Genomic DNA, 19,026 nt, shown 5'->3' with positions numbered 1-19,026 from the left:
TGGGAGTAATTGTGATAATAAAACTCCACACAAAATAAAAAAACATCCAAGTATATTATTTATATCTAATACTTGATTTAAAATAAACCATGCAGCTACAGTTGCAAATACACCCTCAAGGGAAAAAATAATTGCTGCTGGTGCAGGTGTAATATTTATTTGTGCATAAATCTGTAATACAAATGCAAATCCTCCAGATAATATTCCAGCATATAATATAGAATACATTTCCATTAGAATGTTGTTCCAAACAAATTCTTCATAAAGAATTCCAATGAAAAAAGACAAAATAGCTACGATTAAAGTTTGAATTGCTCCAATTGTAAGTGGAAGATTGTATTTAGAAATAATAATTCCAGTAAATATAATATGTGTGCTCCAAAATAAAGCTCCTAGTACAACCAAGGTATCTCCCAATCTAACAGTTGCATCGTAAAAATTTGTTAATAAATATCCTCCAATTAAACATAAAATTACTGAAGGCCATACACTCCAATGTATTGATTTTTTTCCAAACAAATAAATTATGATAGGCACCATAGGTACATAAAAGATCGTAAAAAAGGCTGCATTTGCAACATCTGTATAGAGCAAAGCAACCTGTTGTAATGCAGAACCTAAAAATAAGGACAATCCTATTAAAGACACATAAATTACAAATGTTTTTTTATCTGTTTTTAATTCTGGTTTAAAATTTTTTAATTCAAATAAAATTACGAGTGGGGTAATAGCTAAAAAACCAACAAAAAATCTAACAGCATTAAATGTAAAAGGACCAATATTGTCCATGCCAGTATCTTGAGCAATAAAAGTTGTGCCCCATATAAAAGTGCATAACAAAGCACTTAATAGGGAAATAGGCTTAGACATTTTTGATTATACAGCTAGCTTATAAGCAAAATTTTTGCCTAAGTTTTCTTTAAGATCATTGTTAAATCTTGCTGCCTCAGCTCCATCAATAATTCTATGATCATAAGACAAAGAAATCGGTAGCATTGTTCTAGTTTGAAACTTTCCATTTATATAAATTTGTTTTTTCTCTGATCTACCTACTCCTAAAATTGCTACTTCAGGATAATTTATTATTGGTGTAAAAAATGATCCACCTATTCCACCCAAACTAGTAATAGTCATTGAACCACCAAACAATTCTTTTTTATCTATTTTTAAATTTCTACAAAGCTCACTTACCTCTCTCAACTCTCTACTAATATGAGAAATTTTTTTATTATTAGCATTTCTGATTTTTGGAACCATTAGTCCATTTGGAGTGTCTACAGCTATACCTATATGGTAATATTTTTTCATTGTGATTTTACCTGTTTCAATTTCATCAATTGAAGAATTAAAACTTGGAAATTTTTTTAACGAAGCAACTAAAGCTTTTACAATAAATGCTAAAGGAGTAATTTTAATTTTTTCTCCCGTATAAATATCAGTCAAAGAATTTCTGAAGTTTTCCATTTCTGTAATATCAGCCTCATCATGATTTGTAACATGAGGTATAGTGGTCCATGAATTTGTTAAATACTTTGATGATAATTTTTTTACTCTTGGTATATCTTTGATCTCTATTTGACCAAAATCTGAATGCTCAAATTCATTTTTGATTTTGCTTGGTTTTTTTTCCTCAACAACCTCAGTGTTATTGTTTGATCTTAATGCTACAAATTTTTTGATATCTTCTTCAACAACTCTTCCATCTCTCTCACTTCCTAAAACTTTATTTATATCTACACCGAGTTCTCTAGCAAATTTTCTAGCTTTTGGGCTTGCTGATGAAATATTAGATACATTATTTATAACTTTAGTTTCTTGTTGAACTTCAGGTTTTATTACTTCAATTTTTTTAAATTCTTTTTCTATTATTGGCTTCTGTTCAACTTTTTGATTTATCTGTGATGACTTTTCTAAAGTTAAAATTAAATCTCCTTCAGATACTTTATCTCCAACTTTTATATTTAAGTTAGAAATTTTACCTTCAAAACTAGATGGTATTTCTACGCTAGACTTATCACTTTCTATTGTAATTAAAGGGTCATTTTTTTTTATTGATTGGCCTTTTTTTACCAATACTTCAATAACCTCAACATCTTTAAAATCTCCTATATTTGGTACCTTAATTTCAATATCTGACATTATAATTTTGTTGGCATAGGTTTATCGCCATCAATTTTGTATTTTTTCATAGCATCTTTTGCATATTTTGAAGCTATCAATTGTTCTTTTGCTAAAATGCTTAATCCATAAGCTACTAAATGTTCTTTATCTACCTCAAAGAATTTTCTTAAATTTTTTCTAGTGTCACTTCTTCCAAAACCATCTGCACCTAGAGAATAAAAGCTCTTATTGTTTGTGTAAGGTCTTATTTGATCAGAGTTCATTCTCATATAATCAGATGCTGCCATAATTGGTCCTTCAGTACTTCCAAGACATTGCTCTACATATGATTTTTTAGGAGTTTTGTCGGGATTTAGAAGGTTGTATCTTTCAACTTCCATCCCATCTTTTCTTAACTCATTAAAACTTGTAACACTCCATATTTCACTATCAATTTGATAGTCGTTTTGTAAAATTTCAGCTGCTGACATCATCTCTCTTAATATCGTTCCTGAGCCTAAAAGTTGAAGTTTCGTTTTTTTATATTTGTTAAATTCCTTTATCTTATACATTCCTTTAAGAATTCCCTCTTCACAATTTTTATCCTTAGGCATTTCAGGATGTGAATAATTTTCGTTCATTGTTGTAATATAATAAAAAACATTTTCTTTCTTCTCATGCATTCTTCTTAGACCCTCTCTAAAAATAGTTGCCAATTCATAGTGAAATGTAGGATCATAAGTTACACAATTAGGAATTGTTGATGCAATCAAATGACTATGTCCGTCTTGATGTTGTAATCCTTCACCTGCTAATGTTGTTCTTCCGGCTGTTGCACCAACTAAAAAACCTCTAGCTTGGCTATCACCAGCAGCCCAAGCTAAATCTCCAATTCTTTGAAATCCAAACATAGAATAAAAAATATATATCGGTATCATTTCAATATCATGATTTGTGTAAGCAGTTGCAGCTGCTATCCAAGAAGACATCGCTCCTGCTTCATTAATTCCTTCTTCAAGTACCTGTCCACTTTTATCTTCTCTATAAGAACTTAGTTGTGCAGCATCTTCAGGCTCATATTTCTGTCCTTCATGAGCGTATATTCCAATTTTTTGAAAAAAACCTTCCATACCAAATGTTCTTGCTTCATCTGGGATAATTGGAACTAATCTAGGTGAAATATTTTTATCTCTTAACAAATTAGTTAACATTCTGACCAGCGCCATTGTGGTAGACATTTCTTTTTCACCAGTTGAAACTTTCATAAAATCAAAAATATCTTTTGATGGTGCTTTAATAGGTTTTGCAAAGGTTGATCTCTCTGGCAAATAACCTCCCAGTTTAAGCCTTCTTTCTTTTATGTATCTAATCTCTGGAGATTTTTCATCAGGCTTAAAGTATTCTATGTTTCTAACTTGTTCATCAGTTAGAGGAACGTCAAAACGATCTCTATAATACATAAGATCATCCACATCTAATTTTTTAGTTTGGTGAGTAGTGTTTACACTTTCACCTGTTTTTCCCATTCCATATCCCTTGATTGTTTTTGCAATAATAACTGTTGGACTTCCTTGGTTTTTAATTGCTTTATCATAAGCTGCGTATACCTTATGGGGGTCGTGTCCTCCTCGATTTAATCTCCAAATATCTTTATCTGACATAGATGAAACCATCTCCAAAGTATCTGGATTTTTTCCAAAAAACTTTTCTCGTACATATGCACCATCTCTTGCTTTCATGGCTTGGTATTCACCATCTACAGTTTCATTCATAATTTTTACTAATTGACCAGATTTGTCATTAGCTAATAATGAGTCCCAATATGAACCCCAAATAACTTTTATTACATTCCATCCAGCACCTCTGAAGCTACCTTCAAGTTCTTGTATAATTTTTCCATTTCCTCTTACAGGTCCATCAAGTCTTTGGAGATTGCAATTAATTACAAAAATTAAATTATCTAGTTTTTCTCTAGCTGCTAATCCAATTGCACCCATGGATTCTGGTTCATCCATTTCACCATCTCCTAAAAAAGCCCAGACCTTTCGTCCTTCATCTTTAATCAATCCTCTATTGATTAAATATTTCATGTACCTTGCTTGATAAATTGCAAGCATTGGTCCTAACCCCATTGAAACAGTCGGAAATTGCCAAAAATTTGGCATTAGCCAAGGGTGAGGGTATGAAGATAATCCTCCAGGTTTTACTTCCTGTCTAAAACTATCTAATTGTTTCTCAGTTAATCTACCCTCTAAAAATGCTCTAGCATACATTCCAGGTGCACTGTGTCCTTGGAAATATACTAGATCACCTCCAAATTTATTGTTTTTTGCTCTCCAAAAATGATTCATTCCAACATCATATAAAGTTGCAGCAGATGCAAAGGTTCCTATGTGTCCACCTAATTCTGGAAATTTTTTGTTAGCTCTTACTACCATTGCAGCTGCATTCCATCTGATCAGAGATCTTATTCTTCTCTCAATATTTTGATCTCCATTTGATTTTATTTCAGCCTCAGGAGGAATGGTATTTATATACGGAGTATTTTGGGTGTAAGGAATATTTGCTCCTTCACGATAGGCTTTGTTAATTAATTCCTTAATTAAAAAATGAGCTCTTTGATTTCCATCTTTTGAAATTACTGCAGATAAAGACTCTAGCCAATCTTGAGTTTCTAAAGGATCTGTATCTAATCCATTTGTAACTTGAATTATAGATTGTTTTTTTTCTTTAGCTGGCTCTGGAACATTCACCGGCTGCTCTTTATTTACAGCCATTGCTTCCTCAGCTTGTTTAATAATATTTTCTGTATCTTTAGGAAGATTGCTCTCTGGAAGACTTTTGGTTGAATTGCTTAAACTTAAAAGTAAATCACCTTTTGAAACTTTATCACCTACTTTGACATTAACGGTATCAATTTTTCCTGAAATAGTTGATGGGATTTCAACACTAGATTTATCACTTTCAATTGTAACTACTGGATCATTTTCCTTGATTGTATCTCCAGGCTTCACAAGTAATTCTATCACCTCAACATTCTCAAAATCACCAATGTCAGGAACAAGTAGTTTTTCGCTCATTATTTAAAAGGCTTATACACTCAAATAAAATATATTTTTATGTTATTTTATCACATTAATTAATCTTTTTATGCAAAGCTGTGTTTTAATTGAACAAAATTTGTTAATAAAACCTCAAAATACAGTATCTTTAATAAAATTAATTTTGGACCGCTGGCCAAATTGGATAAGGCGCTCGGCTACGAACCGGGAGATTCCAGATTCGAGTTCTGGGCGGTCCACCAAAAAAGGATAAAAATGATTGATTGGCTTTTAAAAGCATCTTTACAAAAATCAGTAATTTACTTTTTTATAATTATCGCATTGTTATTATTGCTATTAACAATTGTATTGTAAATTTTATGAGTAATGAATTTGAACAAATAAGCTTAACACCTGGTTTTATGAAACACAATGGAGGTGTTTTGTTTAGAAACATTTCTGAAACTGAATATGAATTTAAATCTACTATAAATGAAAATCACTTAAATGCTGCTGGTATAACTCATGGAGGCTATCTATCAGCATTAATAGATGCAGGTGCCGGAACCGCTGCTCACAGATCTGCGAGTAATGCTCCATGTGTAACTATTTCATTAGATATCAAGTTTATTGGTGCCTCAAAAGTTGGTGATGAAATTATTGGACATACAAAAATTTTAAAAAAAACTAATACATTAATATTTTTATTTTGTGAGCTTAAATGTAATAACAAAATTATCACATCAGCGACAGGAGTTTGGAAAATTTTAAAAGTTAAACCTTCAAACTTAGGTCCAGGTGGTTAATTTATTCTTTTCTTCTGATATTAAAATATCCACAAATAACTAATAAAATTAAAGCGATTGGATAAACTATATTTTTGGACGGTCTATCAAAGTTTTCAATTTTGAATTCACTAATATAATCACCCATTTCAAAACCATTTTTTTTTGCCTCTCCATTCCATTTTAAATTATCAACAATTATTTTTTTATCTTGCGCCAATAAAGTAATCCCATAATCCTCTAGAGTAAAATGATCTTCAAAGGTATTTTTTGATATTACAAAAAGTTTATATCTTTCTCCATATAAACTGGGTCTTGTTACTTTAATTTGAATTTCTTTTTTTGAATCAAATTTTAATGAATTGATTTTATTAATTTCTTGATAATTATATTTTGGGTAAAATTTATTTAGAACAAAATCTGGAGACAATAAAGAAATAGAAATGATTAAAAAAATAATTATCTCATACCATTTAAGTCTATTTACAAACCAACCTTGAGTTGCTGATGTAAAAACTAAAATTCCGATTAATGATGTTATAATAACAATAAGCCCATGCCAGATATTCTCAATACCAATAAGTAAAAGTTCATGATTAAACAAAAAGACTATTGGTAATATTCCTGTTCTTAAACTATACCAAAATGCTTGAACTCCAGTCCTTAATGGGTCCCCTCCAGATATTCCTGCAGCTGCATAAGAAGCTAGTCCTACTGGCGGTGTTACATCTGCCATCAGTCCAAAGTAAAAAACAAATAAATGAACTGCTATAAGTGGAAAAATAAACCCAGATGCATTTCCAACATCAACTAAAACAGTTGCCATCAAAGATGCAACCACAACATAGTTTGCTGTAGTTGGTAAACCCATTCCTAACAACAAACATAAAATTATTGTTAAAAATAATAGTATTGTGACGTTATCTTTAGCAATAGATTCGATAACAATAATTAAGTTTGTACTTAAGCCTGTTGAGCCAACTGCACCTACTATGATACCAGCTGTAGCAATTGCTATACCAACTGCTACCATATTCAATGCCCCTTTTTCAAAACCAACGATTGTTTGATTAAACCATTCTTTAAAAGAATCTTTAGAGTAATTATTTTTAATAATTAAGTTAATTAGATTTACTAAAATTAAAGTAATTGTTGCATAAAAAATTGAATACGAAGCAGTGAACCTTAAATAAACAAGAGTATAAATTAAAACAAAAATAGGAATTAAAAAGTGTATTCCAGATAAAAATGTTTTTTTCAAATTAGGAACATCGGCATCGTCCATTCCTTTGAGATTTAATTTTAGAGCTTCTAGGTGAGATATATAAAATAGAGCAATATAAGAAATAATTGCAGGTAAAAAAGCATGTTTAACTATTTCAAAATAAGTAACCCCAATAAAACTTGCCATTACAAATGCTGCGGCACCCATCACAGGCGGCATTATTTGTCCATTTACAGATGATGAAACCTCAATTGCACCTGCCTTTTCTTTAGAGAAACCTGTTTTTTTCATTATTGGAATAGTAAATGTTCCAGTAGTTACGGTATTAGCAATTGATGATCCTGAGATTAAGCCAGTCATTCCTGAACCTAGAATTGCAGCTTTGGCTGGTCCGCCTCTCATTTTACCAACCATCGCAAAGGCTAAATCTAAAAAATATTTACCTCCACCTGCTGTTTCGAGTAAGGCACCAAATAAAACGAACAGAAAAATAAAATCTACAGAAACACCAATAGGGATTCCAAATATTGCCTCTTGATCCAACCATTGAAATCCTACTAATCTATTTAAAGACAAGCCTCCATGAGAAATTATCTCTGGTGCATACCTTCCAAAATATGAAAATAATAAAAAACAAGTTGCAATGATTACCAAAGGTAATCCAATTGCTCTTCTTGTGGCCTCTAAAAGTATTAAAATACCACATCCTCCTAAAATTAATTCCAATGGAAAATTGAATGTATCAGTGATTTTCAAACTTAAAAGAACACCACCCCTCTCTACTAATTGATCATAAAAAAAATAAATATAGAGACAAGAAAAAGCGCCCACAAAACTTATAATAATATCAAAAAATGAAATTTTTTTTCCTTTTGCTACTGGGTAGATTAAAAATGCTAAAGTTAATGCAAATCCTAAATGTATTGCTCTCGCAGGTAAACCTTTAAACATTCCAATATTCAACATAAATGGAAATGGTGATGCGTACCAAAGTTGAAATAAGGACCAAATGATAGCTATTGCAGAAACTACCTTTAAATGAAATCCAGTAATGTTTCTGGTTGGTGATAAATCTTCGCTTATTTTATTTTTTATATTGGTGCTAATTGAATCACTCATAAGAAATATTCATACCATAAAAAAAAGGCCCGGTAAAAATTACCAGGCCTTTTAAAAAGTAAAAAACTTAGATTACATTAATCCAGCTTCTTTATAATATTTAATTGCACCAGGATGTAGTGGAGCGGATAAACCATCTTTAATCATGTTTTTCTTTTCCAAAAATCCAAATGCTGGATGTTGTTTTTTGAAATCATCAAAGTTTTCAAAAACTGCTTTTGTAACTAAGTACACTAGTTCTTCAGAAACATCTGCTGAAGTTACCACAGTTGCTTTAACACCAAATGTAGTAGCATCTTTTTTCTGTTTAGTATAAGTGCCTTTAGGAATTACAGCCTGTGCATAATAATCAGCACCATCAATTAAGCCTTGAACTTCTGGTCCAGTCAAATTGATTGGAGATGCTTTAGCAGCACAAGTTGCGGCTTGTTCCATTGCACCATTTGGAAATCCAACCGAATAACCAAATGCATCAATTTTACCATCACATAAAGCTTTCACTTGCTCTGAAGAAGTTAACTCTGTCGTTGATTTAAAGAAACTATTATCAACACCCATAGCTTTCATTAGTTCTTCCATAGTTCCTCTCTGACCAGAACCAGGGTTACCAATGTTTACTACTTTACCTTCTAGGTCTGCAAAATCTTTAATTCTTGCTTTTTTTCTAGCCCAAATTTGAAAAGGTTCGTTGTGAACTGAAAACACAGCTCTCAAATCACTAAATTGTTTTCCTTCCCATTTGCTTGAACCATTCACTGCGTGATATTGCCAGTCAGATTGAGCTACACCAAATTGAAATTCTCCAGCTGCTATTTGTCCAATATTGTAGTTTGAACCACCTGTCGATGGAGCAGTACATCTATACGCTTTAGCTGTGCCTTTTTTTCTACCGTGCTCAGCACTAATTGCTGATTTATGAAGCATTTTACATATAGCGTTACCTGTTTGGAAATATACTCCAGTAGGTCCACCAGTTCCTATCGTGAAGAACTCAGCTGATTTAGCAACTGTAGTTAAGGACAGTGATGCAAATAAAATCAGTAAAGCACTTGATAGGGATGTTATTATTTTTTTCATTATTTTTCCCTCTCTATAATTGTATGTCGTTATTTTTTATAAATTAATCTTACCAAAAAATTATAATAGATGTATAGGCTGATTTTAAAGATTTTCTGACCATTTTTTTAAATTATCAACACCTTCTACAACCTTTGGTGCCAACTTTTCGATTATATTAAAATCAATAGATTGATCTTCCTTAATACTATTCATGAATTTTTCTCCATCAAAATCAGTAAAGCTTAATCTTGCAAGCATTTTACTTTCATTAAATCCAAAATCTGATCCAGGTAATAATGCAACACCTGTTTCTTTTAAAATATTTTCACACATTTCTGATGAAGTTTTAAATTTAGAATTTAAAAATTCAGGCATTAAATAGAAACCTCCTTGGGGTTCATTAATTAAAATTTTGTTTGATTTTAAATTTTGATAAACATAATTGCCGACAGCCTTTAAAATGTTTCTAGATTTATTAATGTATTTACTATGATTGTTTTCATATGCTTTTATTGCAGCATATTGGATAGGCGCACTTACTGCTGAAAAGGTTTCACTGGCTAAAACATTAATCATATTTTTTATGTCATTTAAGCTCTCTGGAACAATAAAATATCCCAATCTCCAACCACCAGCTCCACACCATTTACTTAGGCCGGTACTGATAATTGTTTTTTCAGGACAAAAATTTGAAATAGACTTATAATTTTTTGTAAAAGTCAGTTCTGAATATATCTCATCAGATAAAATTATAAGATTATGTTTATTTGCAACATTAGAAATCTCTTCCAAATTTTCACAAACTTGTCCTGAAGGATTATTGGGGGAATTTAAAAATAATAAATAATTTTTATTTTTATCTTTTAATATTACTTCCTCTATTTCTTGAGCTGTAGGGAACCAATTATTTTCTCTTTTTGTTTGTAAAATTTGAATTTTGTTTCTTCCTAATATTGCTTGTGGCGCGTAAGAAACCCAACTTGGTGCAGGTAATATAATTTCACCATCGAATATTACATGAAGTAAAAACATCAACTCTTTAGAGCCTGGTCCTATGATGACATTTTCAGAATTATATTCATAATTTTTTTTCTTTGATGTGTATTTTGCAACAGACTGTCTTAGCTCTGAAAGACCTTGCATGGGCAAATATTTGTTTTGATACGCATTATTTTTAAGCTCCTCTACTACGTCTTGTGGAACTTTAAAGGGTGATTGTCCAAAACCAAATTTAAATATTTTTTTTCCTTCATCTTCAAGTTTTTTTGAAGCTTCATTAATTGCTAGCGTAGAAGATGGTTTTAAATCTTTAACTATATTTTTTAACATTTATTAACTTAACTGTTTCAAATTTTTGTATTGTTTTAAAACTTCTGGGTTTGCTAAAGCTTCTTTATTTTTAACAACACTTCCTTCTATAGTGCTTTTAACTGCAAGCTCAACAATTTTACCACTTTTGGTTCTTGGAATATCTTTTACAACAATTACTTTACTAGGGACATGTCTTGGTGATGCATTTATTCTTATTTGAGTTTTTATTCTATTAAGTAAAGAATTATTAAGTATGTATTCATTACTCATTACAACAAAAAGAATTATTCTTATATCATTATCCCAAGATTGACCAACTACTAGTGCTTCTTTAATTTCTTTAAACTTTTCAACCTCAGAATATATTTCAGCAGTACCAAGTCTTACACCTCCTGGATTAAGGGTAGTGTCAGATCTTCCATGTATAATAAAACCATCGGTATTTCTTTTTTCAGCATAATCACCATGATGCCAAATATTTTTATATCTATTGAAGTAAGCTTTTTTATATTTTACGTCATTTTTATCATTCCAAAATTTAAGAGGCATTGATGGAAATGGATTTTTACAAACAAGTTCACCTTTAGAATTTTTTAAAGATTTGCCACTATCATTAAAGACATCAACATCTAAACCTAAGCCAGAATTTTGTATTTCACCAATATTTACTGGCTGATATACATTTCCTAAAACAAAACACGATACAATATCTGTACCACCCGAAATAGATGAGAGATGAACTTTCTTTTTAATATTTTTGTAAACATATTTAAAACCTTCACTTGATAAAGGAGAACCTGTTGAACATATTGTTTTTAGTTTTTGAAGTTTATATTTAAATTTAAGATTAGGTTCTAATTTTCTTAGAGCATCAATATATTTAGCACTAATTCCAAACAGAGTAATTTTTTCTCTTTGTGCTATTTTTAAAAGTAAATCACTTGATTTATACATTGGAGAACCATCAAAAAGTACTATTGATGCCTTTGAAGCTAACGAGCTTACTAACCAATTCCACATCATCCAACCACAAGTAGTAAAATAAAACACGTTATCATTTTCTTTTATATCGCAATGTAATTGGTGTTCTTTCTTATGTTGAAGAAGAACTCCACCAGTTCTGTGGCAAATACATTTTGGTTTTCCAGTTGTTCCACTTGAATATAAAATAGTCAACTCACTTTCGAAATCATACTTTTTAAAATTTATTTTTTCAGATTGATTATGAATAATCTCACGCCATTTAATTAAATTTATTTTCTTATATTTACTTTTATTAGTGACATATTTTTTTCCAGGATAATTAACAATCACAACATTTTTAATTGACGGAATAGATTTTAAAATTTCAGATAATCTCTCTAATACATTAATTTTTTTCCCATTGTAAAAATACTGGTCTGTAATGAACAAAACTTTTGGATTAATTTGAGAAAATCTCTCAACAACACCTTTAATACCAAAATCAGGACTGCATGATGACCAAATGCTTCCTATAGTGCTCGCTGCTATAAACGCCTCAACTGTCTCGATAGTATTAGGCATATAAGCTGCAACTCTATCTCCTTTTTTAATTTTAATTTCCTTTAAAAACTTTACAATTTTGCCTGTACTTAAATTTAATTCTCTCCAAGATTTTTCTTCTCTAAAGCCATTTTCGCTTATAAAAGTAATCGCCTTATCATCATTATTTTTTGACAATAAATTCTCACCAAAATTTAACTTACTACCTGGTAAGAATAAATTTTTATAAAATACTTTAGATTTTTTAATTTTTTTTTTACTTTTCAATCCTTTAATTTCTGAAAATTCCCAAAAATAATTCCAAAACTCAGGAGAATTTTTAATAGTCCAATTTAAAAAAGTTTTGTAATTTAAATTAAATTTTTTTTTGATTTTTTTTGAAATAAATTTCTCAAAAGCATAAAGATTTGAATTTTTTTTCTCTTTAAAAGATGCTTCCCAAAGTTTATTGGTCATTTTTATTTTTTTAAATTACTATTATAGAATTAATCTCAATTATGATATTCTCATTAATATTAATATAAAAATGAGAACTTTTTACCCTCCGATTCGGTCATGTTTTAGTCTATTTTTGTTCTTTAGCACTAACAATATCTGGTAGGTAAAAAAAATTATACACCAAAGATAGAAATGCCTAAAAATAAAATTACAGCTGTTCTTGGTCCAACAAACACAGGTAAAACTCATCTTGCAATTGACACAATGCTATCTTTTGACAGCGGAATGATTGGGTTCCCATTAAGATTATTAGCAAGAGAAGTTTACGATAAAGTAATAAAAAAAATTAGTATAGACAAAGTTGCTTTAATTACTGGTGAAGAAAAAATAATTCCTACAAACGCAAAATATTATTTATGCACAGTAGAATCAATGCCTATTGAAAAACATTTAGAATTTGTGGGCATAGATGAAATTCAAATGTGTGCAGATCATGAAAGAGGTCACATATTCACAGATAGATTATTAAATTTAAGAGGTGAAAAACTTACTATGCTAATGGGTTCTAGTACTATTAAAAACATCATATCTAAATTAAATGAGGATTTAGAATTTATTAATAGAGATAGATTATCAAAACTCACTTATGCCGGACATAAAAAGATATCAAGAATAAATAGAAAAACTGCAATCATAGCTTTTTCAGCGGAGGAAGTTTATGCAATAGCAGAATTAATAAGAAGACAAAAGGGTGGAGCAGCTATAGTTATGGGTTCATTAAGTCCTAAAACGAGAAATGCTCAAGTAGAACTTTACCAATCTGGAGATGTCGATTTTTTAGTAGCCACTGACGCTATTGGAATGGGAATAAATATGGATCTAGATTATGTATATTTTTCAAATCTTAAAAAATTTGATGGAAAAAAATTAAGAAAATTAAATTTATCTGAAATAGGTCAAATAGCGGGAAGAGCTGGAAGATATTTGAATGATGGTGGTTTTGGAATAACTGGTGATTGTAAAGAAATTTCACCTGAAGAAGTGGAATTAATTGAAGGACATAAATTTGAAGAAATAAGAACTTTATTCTGGAGAAATTCTGATCTTAATTTCAATAACCCAAATTCACTGATTAAAAGTCTTGAAGAAAGACCCCAGATGGAATGGTTAAGAAAAGTTCACGAATGTGAGGATGAAAGAGCGCTAAAATATTTTATAAAAGATGAAAAAAATAATCTAGAATTTAACGAAAGAACTCTCAAATTATTATGGGAATGTTGTCAGATACCTGATTTTGTTAAAAAAACCTACGGCAATCATTATGAAGTGATCAGAAATGTTTTTAAATTTTTAAACAGTGAAAAAGGTCTAATTTCAGAAGATTACATGAGATTACAGCTCATGAAACTTGATAAATTAGAGGGAAATGTAGATTCTTTATCAAATAGAATTGCAAATGTAAGAACTTGGTCTTATGTTTCAAATAAAAATAATTGGGTAGAAAATCAAAATTATTGGATAGAAAAAACAAAACATTTAGAAGATAGACTTTCTGACAGACTTCATGAAGAACTTACCAAGACTTTTATCGACAAAAGAGCAAGTATACTTGCAAGAGGTTTAAAACAAGACATGGAATTCAAAACTGAAATATTAAAGAACAATGACGTTAAAATAGATGATCAGTTTATTGGTAAAATCAAAGGTTTGAAATTAGAATTAGATTTAAAAAAAGGCTCTCTTGAAACTGATATCAAGTCATTAAAAAAAGCTGCTAGACAATCAATTGGACCTGAGTTTGATAAAAGAATTCAGTCAATTGTAGATACAGGATTAATAGATTTAAAAGAGGATTTTAAAATATATTGGAATGAATTTCCAATTGCTAGACTGTTACCAGGAAATGATTATTTAAGTCCTAATTTTACTTTAGTTGTTGATGACATTATTGAACAAAATCCAAAACAAAAACTAAATGATTTTATTCAAAAATGGTTAAACTCTAAAATAAGCGATGTCTTGAAAAGTTTAATAGATTTAAAAAACATTAAAGAAGATAAGTCTTCGATTAAAGCTTTAGCTTATCAGCTTTATGAAAATAATGGTGTTTTAAAAAGAGAAAAAGTTTCTGATTATTTAAAAAATCTTGAACAAATAGATAGAAAAGTACTTAGAGAATTGGGTGTAAAATTTGGAAGATACCATGTATTCCTTTATCAGCTTATAAAACCAGATGCTGTATCTTTAAGAACCTTATTGTGGAAAAATTTTCATCAAAAATTCTATAATTTAAAACCACCAACTTTTGGATTAAATTTTTTAGAAGATAAAGATTCTCAAAATAAAAACTTTATGCTTCTCTGTGGATTTGAAAAATTTGATAATCTTTTTGTAAGAATAGATATTCTTGAAAGACTCTTTGTACAAATTATTAATGCTACCTCAAAAGAAAATAATGAAATAAAAATGATACCTGAAATGTTAAATCTTTTAGGTTGCAGCAAAGAGAACTTTAAAAAATTATTACAAAAAATGGGTTATAAAATTTATGAGAAAGAACAAGACATGTTTTTTAAATATAATCCTGTTAAAAAATTTAAAAAAATACAGAACAAAAAAGTTTCAAATGAAAATCCATTTAAAGTTCTTAAAAATCTCAAGCTAGGTTAATTTTATGTTTTTTAAAAAGACAGATAAAAAAGAAAAGAATAATTTTATAGTAAAAGTTTGTGCTTTATTAATCCATGCTGCAAAAATAGATGAAAATTATACTGACAAAGAGGAGAAAATAATTAAAAAAACACTTCTAGAGTTGGGCCTTGAAAGTGAAAAAATCACAAAAACTATACAAGATGCAAAAATTATTGAGGAAAATTCAAACCAAATTTTAGACTTCACAAGAGAAATTAAAAATTTACCTGAAAAAGATAAAATTAAAATAGTGGAAGCTCTTTGGTCAATTATTTATTCTAATGAAGATGCTGATATGTATGAAACAAATCTTATGAGAAGATTAGCGGGACTTTTATACATTGACAGTAAAACTATGGGGGATGTTAAGCATAGATTAAAAGAGGAAAGTAAAGAGTGACTTATATTGTAAACGACAATTGTATTAAGTGTAAGCTTACTGATTGTGTAGACGTTTGTCCGGTTGATTGTTTTTATGAAGGTAAAAATATGCTTGTAATTAAACCGGATGAGTGTATAGATTGTGGCGTTTGTGAGCCAGAGTGCCCCGTTGATGCTATAAAAGCAGATACAGAACCTGGAAGCGAAAAATGGTTAGAGATCAATAAAAAATATTCAGAAATCTGGCCAAACATAAGTGAGAAAAAAGATCCCCCAGCGGATCACGAAAAATTTAAAAATGAGCAAAATAAGTACGAAAAGTATTTTAAAGAAAATCTTTAAAGGTAAATCAGATAAAGAAATGACAAAAAAAGTTAAAAAGAAAAAAGTAACTAAAGTTAAAAAAGTTGTAAAAACTAAAACTAAAAAAGTCAAAAAAGTAGTAGTAAAAAAAGCTAAAAAAGTATTAAAAAAAATTCCAAATAAATCTCCTAAAATAAAAAAAGTTTCAAAAACTACTGAAACGCCAGATGAACCGAAAGTAGATAATCTAAGAATATCAAAAACTAATGAGGTTAAACCTGAAATAAAAAAAGTTAAAAAACAAGAAACCGAAAAAAGAGAATTTAAAATTAAAGATTATGTTGTTTATCCAAAACATGGCGTTGGTCAAATTACAGAATTTAAAAAAATAAATATCGGTGGTATTGATGTTGAAACATACGTTATCAAATTTGAAAAAGATAAAGCTAATGGTATGGTACCCGTTAACAAACAGTCTCACCTAAGACCTTTAGCAACAGTTAATCAAGTAAACAAATGTATTTCTATATTAAAAAGTAAGCCAAAAATCAAAAGATCAATGTGGAGTAGAAGAGCACAAGAATATGAGGCAAAAATTTCATCAGGTAAAATTTATGAATTAGCTGAAGTTGTGAGAGATCTAAACAAAGGCGATGATCTTATGGTTGATCAATCTTATAGTGAAAGACAACTTTTTGAAAAAGCTTATGAAAGAATGCAATCAGAATTTCAGATAATTTTAAATTTATCACCAGAAGACACTCAAAAAAAATTAGATAAAGCATTAAAGAGAAATGTTGGTGGACAAACACAAGCTATTAGCGCTACTCCTAAAACTCCAACTGCTGATTTACCTGTCGAAGAACCTATTTCTGAAACTGACGAACCTTTAGACGAATAAAAAAAAACGCCTCTCACACAAAAAGTTATGAGAAGCGTTTTTTGTAAAGAATACTAAGTTATTACTTTCTTCTTTTCTTAGCCTTTTTAGCTTTTTTCTTAGCTTTTTTCTTAGCTTTTTTCTTAGTTTTCTTTGCCGCTTTTTTTCTTTTCTTAGGCATCTTTAGCTCCCTTTTTAGTTTAACGAATCAAATTGATTCGCTGTTAGCTTATTTTTATTTTTTTATACAACTTATGTCAAATCATTAATTAAAAGCGAATTTTAAAAAAAATATTTTTTATTTTTTATTTTTTGTAAAAAATTTTTTTATTAATTTAGTTAATGTTTATGCGGTAAATAAACTCTTAATTTAAAGAAATTTAATAAAGTTTTTCTATTTCACTTTTATACTTTTCAATAATTTTATATCTTTTTAACTTTAAGGTTGGTGTCATTAATCCATTTTCAATTGTAAATTGATCTTTAATTACAAAAAACTTTTTAATTTTTTCTATCTTAGATAAGTTTTTATTTATTGTTTCTATTTCTTTTGAAATGTTTTCATCTGACACATTACTATCATTATTATTTAAAACTAAAATAGCTATTAAATATGGTTTGTTATCTCCATAAACTAATGCTTGCTCTACATATTCAATCTTCAGTAAGTCATTTTCAATTTTTACAGGTGAAATATTGTCACCACCTGGTGTAATTAAAATATCTTTTTTTCTATCAGTAATTTTTAAGTATCCATTTTCAAAATGTCCTATATCTCCAGTGTATAACCAGCCATCCTTTAAAACTTTTTCAGTCTCTTCCTTTTTATTCCAATAACCTAACATAACGTTTTCACCTTTAACCAGAATTTCACCATCATCAGCAATTTTCACCTCATTACCACTAAAAGCAGGACCTACTGTATCTATCCTTATATCTTTTATTGGGTTACAACTTACAACTGGAGAAGTTTCAGTTAACCCATACCCTTGCAAAGTCGGTAAACCTATCGAATTTAAAAAAACACCCACTTCTTTATCTAGCGCACCTCCTCCAGAAATGAATGCTTTTAAAGAACCTCCAAACTGAGCTTTTATTTTTTTTCTAACTATTTTTTCACAGATTGTATTTTGCACTTTTTCAAAAAAAGTAAGTTTTTGATTTGTTAGTACTTTTTCTCCTAGATATAGCATTTTGTTTATTAGAGATTTTTTAAAGCCAGTAGCTTTATTAAAAGTTGAATTAATTTTTTGATACAGATTCTGATAAAATCTTGGAACAGCTGTCATAATATCTGGACTACACTCCCCCATGTTTTTAATAAGCTTATCTATACTTTCTGCGTAGTAAACTTCGGCACCTATTGCTATTTGGACAAACTGAACGGTGTGTTCATAAGAATGAGATAATGGTAACCAAGTTAGGAATTTAGGTTTGTAAGATATTATCTCTTTTAAAAGTGAAATAGAACCTTCACAATTATTTAAAATCCCCCCATGACTAAGCATTACTCCCTCGGGGTTACCTTGAGTTCCTGATGTATAAATAATACAAGCTACATCTTTTCTTGAAATTTCTAATTTTAAAAAATCGATCTCTTCACAGTCATTCCTCAAAAAAATGTCTTTAACGCATATAGTATCAGATTGACTGTCAATTTGATCAAAGGTGATAACCTTTTTTATAAATGGCTTTATAGAAATTATATTTTTAATTTTATTATATTGAACTTGATCTGAGACAATTATTACTGATGGATTGCAATCATCAATTAAATATTCATAATCTCTTTCGGTATAAGTGGTATAGGCTGGCACGGTAATTCCACCTGCTAACATTATCGCTAAATCAGATATCATCCATTCAGGTCTATTTTCTGAAATTAATAAACATCTATCTTTTTTTTGAATTAAAGATTTAAGCTCATTGCTTAATTTTATAATATTCAAATAAGTATCTCTCCAAGAAAATTTATCGTTTGGATTTTTTAAGGATTTTAGAAAAATTTGATCTGCTTTTTCTTTTGTATACTGATTATAAAATAATTCTAAAAGATTATTATAGTTTTTTATATTCATAAACTTTGGTGGGCGAAGAGAGAATCGAACTCTCACTTCTTGCGAAACACGATTTTGAGTCGTGCGCGTCTACCAGTTCCGCCATTCGCCC

At 29.6% G+C, this 19,026-nt stretch carries 13 protein-coding genes and 2 tRNA genes; 6 read left to right on the top strand and 9 right to left on the bottom strand.

Features of this window, described 5'->3' with window-relative positions; genetic code table 11:
• The 3 genes from ACTTAY_RS00615 to aceE form a co-directional block, all read right to left on the bottom strand.
• A partial coding sequence (locus ACTTAY_RS00615; RefSeq protein ID WP_440671985.1) for a DMT family transporter occupies positions 1-870 on the bottom strand: 870 nt, incomplete at its 3' end.
• Between the two features lie 6 nt (positions 871-876).
• A complete protein-coding gene (locus ACTTAY_RS00610; RefSeq protein ID WP_440671984.1) occupies positions 877-2,139 on the bottom strand; it encodes a 2-oxo acid dehydrogenase subunit E2 in 1,263 nt (420 codons plus the stop codon).
• Positions 2,139-5,180, bottom strand: a complete 3,042-nt coding sequence (gene aceE / locus ACTTAY_RS00605) for a pyruvate dehydrogenase (acetyl-transferring), homodimeric type (RefSeq protein ID WP_440671983.1) — start codon at positions 5,178-5,180, stop codon at positions 2,139-2,141. Before aceE ends, ACTTAY_RS00610 begins: the two co-directional genes overlap by 1 nt.
• A gap of 147 nt (positions 5,181-5,327) precedes the next feature.
• Between aceE and ACTTAY_RS00600 the strand changes: the two genes are divergently transcribed.
• Both ACTTAY_RS00600 and ACTTAY_RS00595 read left to right on the top strand, forming a co-directional pair.
• A tRNA-Arg gene (locus ACTTAY_RS00600) sits at positions 5,328-5,404 on the top strand.
• Positions 5,405-5,521: 117 nt separating this feature from the next.
• Positions 5,522-5,947: a PaaI family thioesterase gene (locus ACTTAY_RS00595; RefSeq protein ID WP_440653399.1), complete on the top strand. Its 426-nt coding sequence runs from the start codon at positions 5,522-5,524 to the stop codon at positions 5,945-5,947.
• Position 5,948: 1 nt separating this feature from the next.
• On the opposite strand, the gene ACTTAY_RS00590 is transcribed toward ACTTAY_RS00595, so the two are convergent.
• The 4 genes from ACTTAY_RS00590 to ACTTAY_RS00575 form a co-directional block, all read right to left on the bottom strand.
• Positions 5,949-8,270, bottom strand: a complete 2,322-nt coding sequence (locus ACTTAY_RS00590; protein WP_440671982.1) for a TRAP transporter permease — start codon at positions 8,268-8,270, stop codon at positions 5,949-5,951.
• A gap of 72 nt (positions 8,271-8,342) precedes the next feature.
• A complete protein-coding gene (locus tag ACTTAY_RS00585; protein ID WP_262590104.1) occupies positions 8,343-9,347 on the bottom strand; it encodes a TAXI family TRAP transporter solute-binding subunit in 1,005 nt (334 codons plus the stop codon).
• An 84-nt stretch (positions 9,348-9,431) separates the two neighbouring features.
• Positions 9,432-10,658: a pyridoxal phosphate-dependent aminotransferase gene (locus ACTTAY_RS00580; RefSeq protein WP_440648241.1), complete on the bottom strand. Its 1,227-nt coding sequence runs from the start codon at positions 10,656-10,658 to the stop codon at positions 9,432-9,434.
• 3 nt (positions 10,659-10,661) lie between these two features.
• Positions 10,662-12,620, bottom strand: a complete 1,959-nt coding sequence (locus tag ACTTAY_RS00575) for an acetoacetate--CoA ligase (RefSeq protein WP_440671981.1) — start codon at positions 12,618-12,620, stop codon at positions 10,662-10,664.
• 174 nt (positions 12,621-12,794) lie between these two features.
• Between ACTTAY_RS00575 and ACTTAY_RS00570 the strand changes: the two genes are divergently transcribed.
• Genes ACTTAY_RS00570 through ACTTAY_RS00555 form a run of 4 tightly spaced genes read left to right on the top strand, consistent with a single transcriptional unit; the run spans position 12,795 to position 16,878 of the window.
• Positions 12,795-15,272 carry a helicase-related protein gene (locus ACTTAY_RS00570; protein WP_440671980.1) on the top strand — a complete coding sequence of 826 codons (2,478 nt, stop codon included), beginning with the start codon at positions 12,795-12,797 and terminating at the stop codon, positions 15,270-15,272.
• 4 nt (positions 15,273-15,276) lie between these two features.
• Positions 15,277-15,693, top strand: coding sequence for a TerB family tellurite resistance protein (locus ACTTAY_RS00565; RefSeq protein ID WP_440671979.1), 417 nt, complete (start codon positions 15,277-15,279; stop codon positions 15,691-15,693).
• A complete protein-coding gene (gene fdxA / locus ACTTAY_RS00560; RefSeq protein ID WP_075484280.1) occupies positions 15,690-16,016 on the top strand; it encodes a ferredoxin FdxA in 327 nt (108 codons plus the stop codon). The genes ACTTAY_RS00565 and fdxA overlap by 4 nt, the downstream gene beginning before the upstream one ends.
• Positions 15,973-16,878, top strand: coding sequence for a CarD family transcriptional regulator (locus ACTTAY_RS00555; protein WP_440671978.1), 906 nt, complete (start codon positions 15,973-15,975; stop codon positions 16,876-16,878). The genes fdxA and ACTTAY_RS00555 overlap by 44 nt, the downstream gene beginning before the upstream one ends.
• 359 nt (positions 16,879-17,237) lie before the next feature.
• Here the strand turns inward: ACTTAY_RS00555 and ACTTAY_RS00550 are convergent, their stop codons facing one another.
• Together ACTTAY_RS00550 and ACTTAY_RS00545 are read right to left on the bottom strand one after the other, a co-directional pair.
• Positions 17,238-18,935 (bottom strand): AMP-dependent synthetase/ligase, encoded by a 1,698-nt coding sequence (locus tag ACTTAY_RS00550; protein WP_440671977.1) that lies wholly within the window; start codon positions 18,933-18,935, stop codon positions 17,238-17,240.
• A 6-nt stretch (positions 18,936-18,941) separates the two neighbouring features.
• Positions 18,942-19,026: transfer RNA gene (locus ACTTAY_RS00545), tRNA-Leu, on the bottom strand.

The organism is Candidatus Pelagibacter sp. HIMB1715 (genome assembly GCF_052047595.1).
GTDB lineage: Bacteria > Pseudomonadota > Alphaproteobacteria > Pelagibacterales > Pelagibacteraceae > Pelagibacter.
The sequence above is the reverse complement of the archived record's forward strand: the minus strand, read 5'-3'. Positions and strand labels throughout refer to the sequence as shown.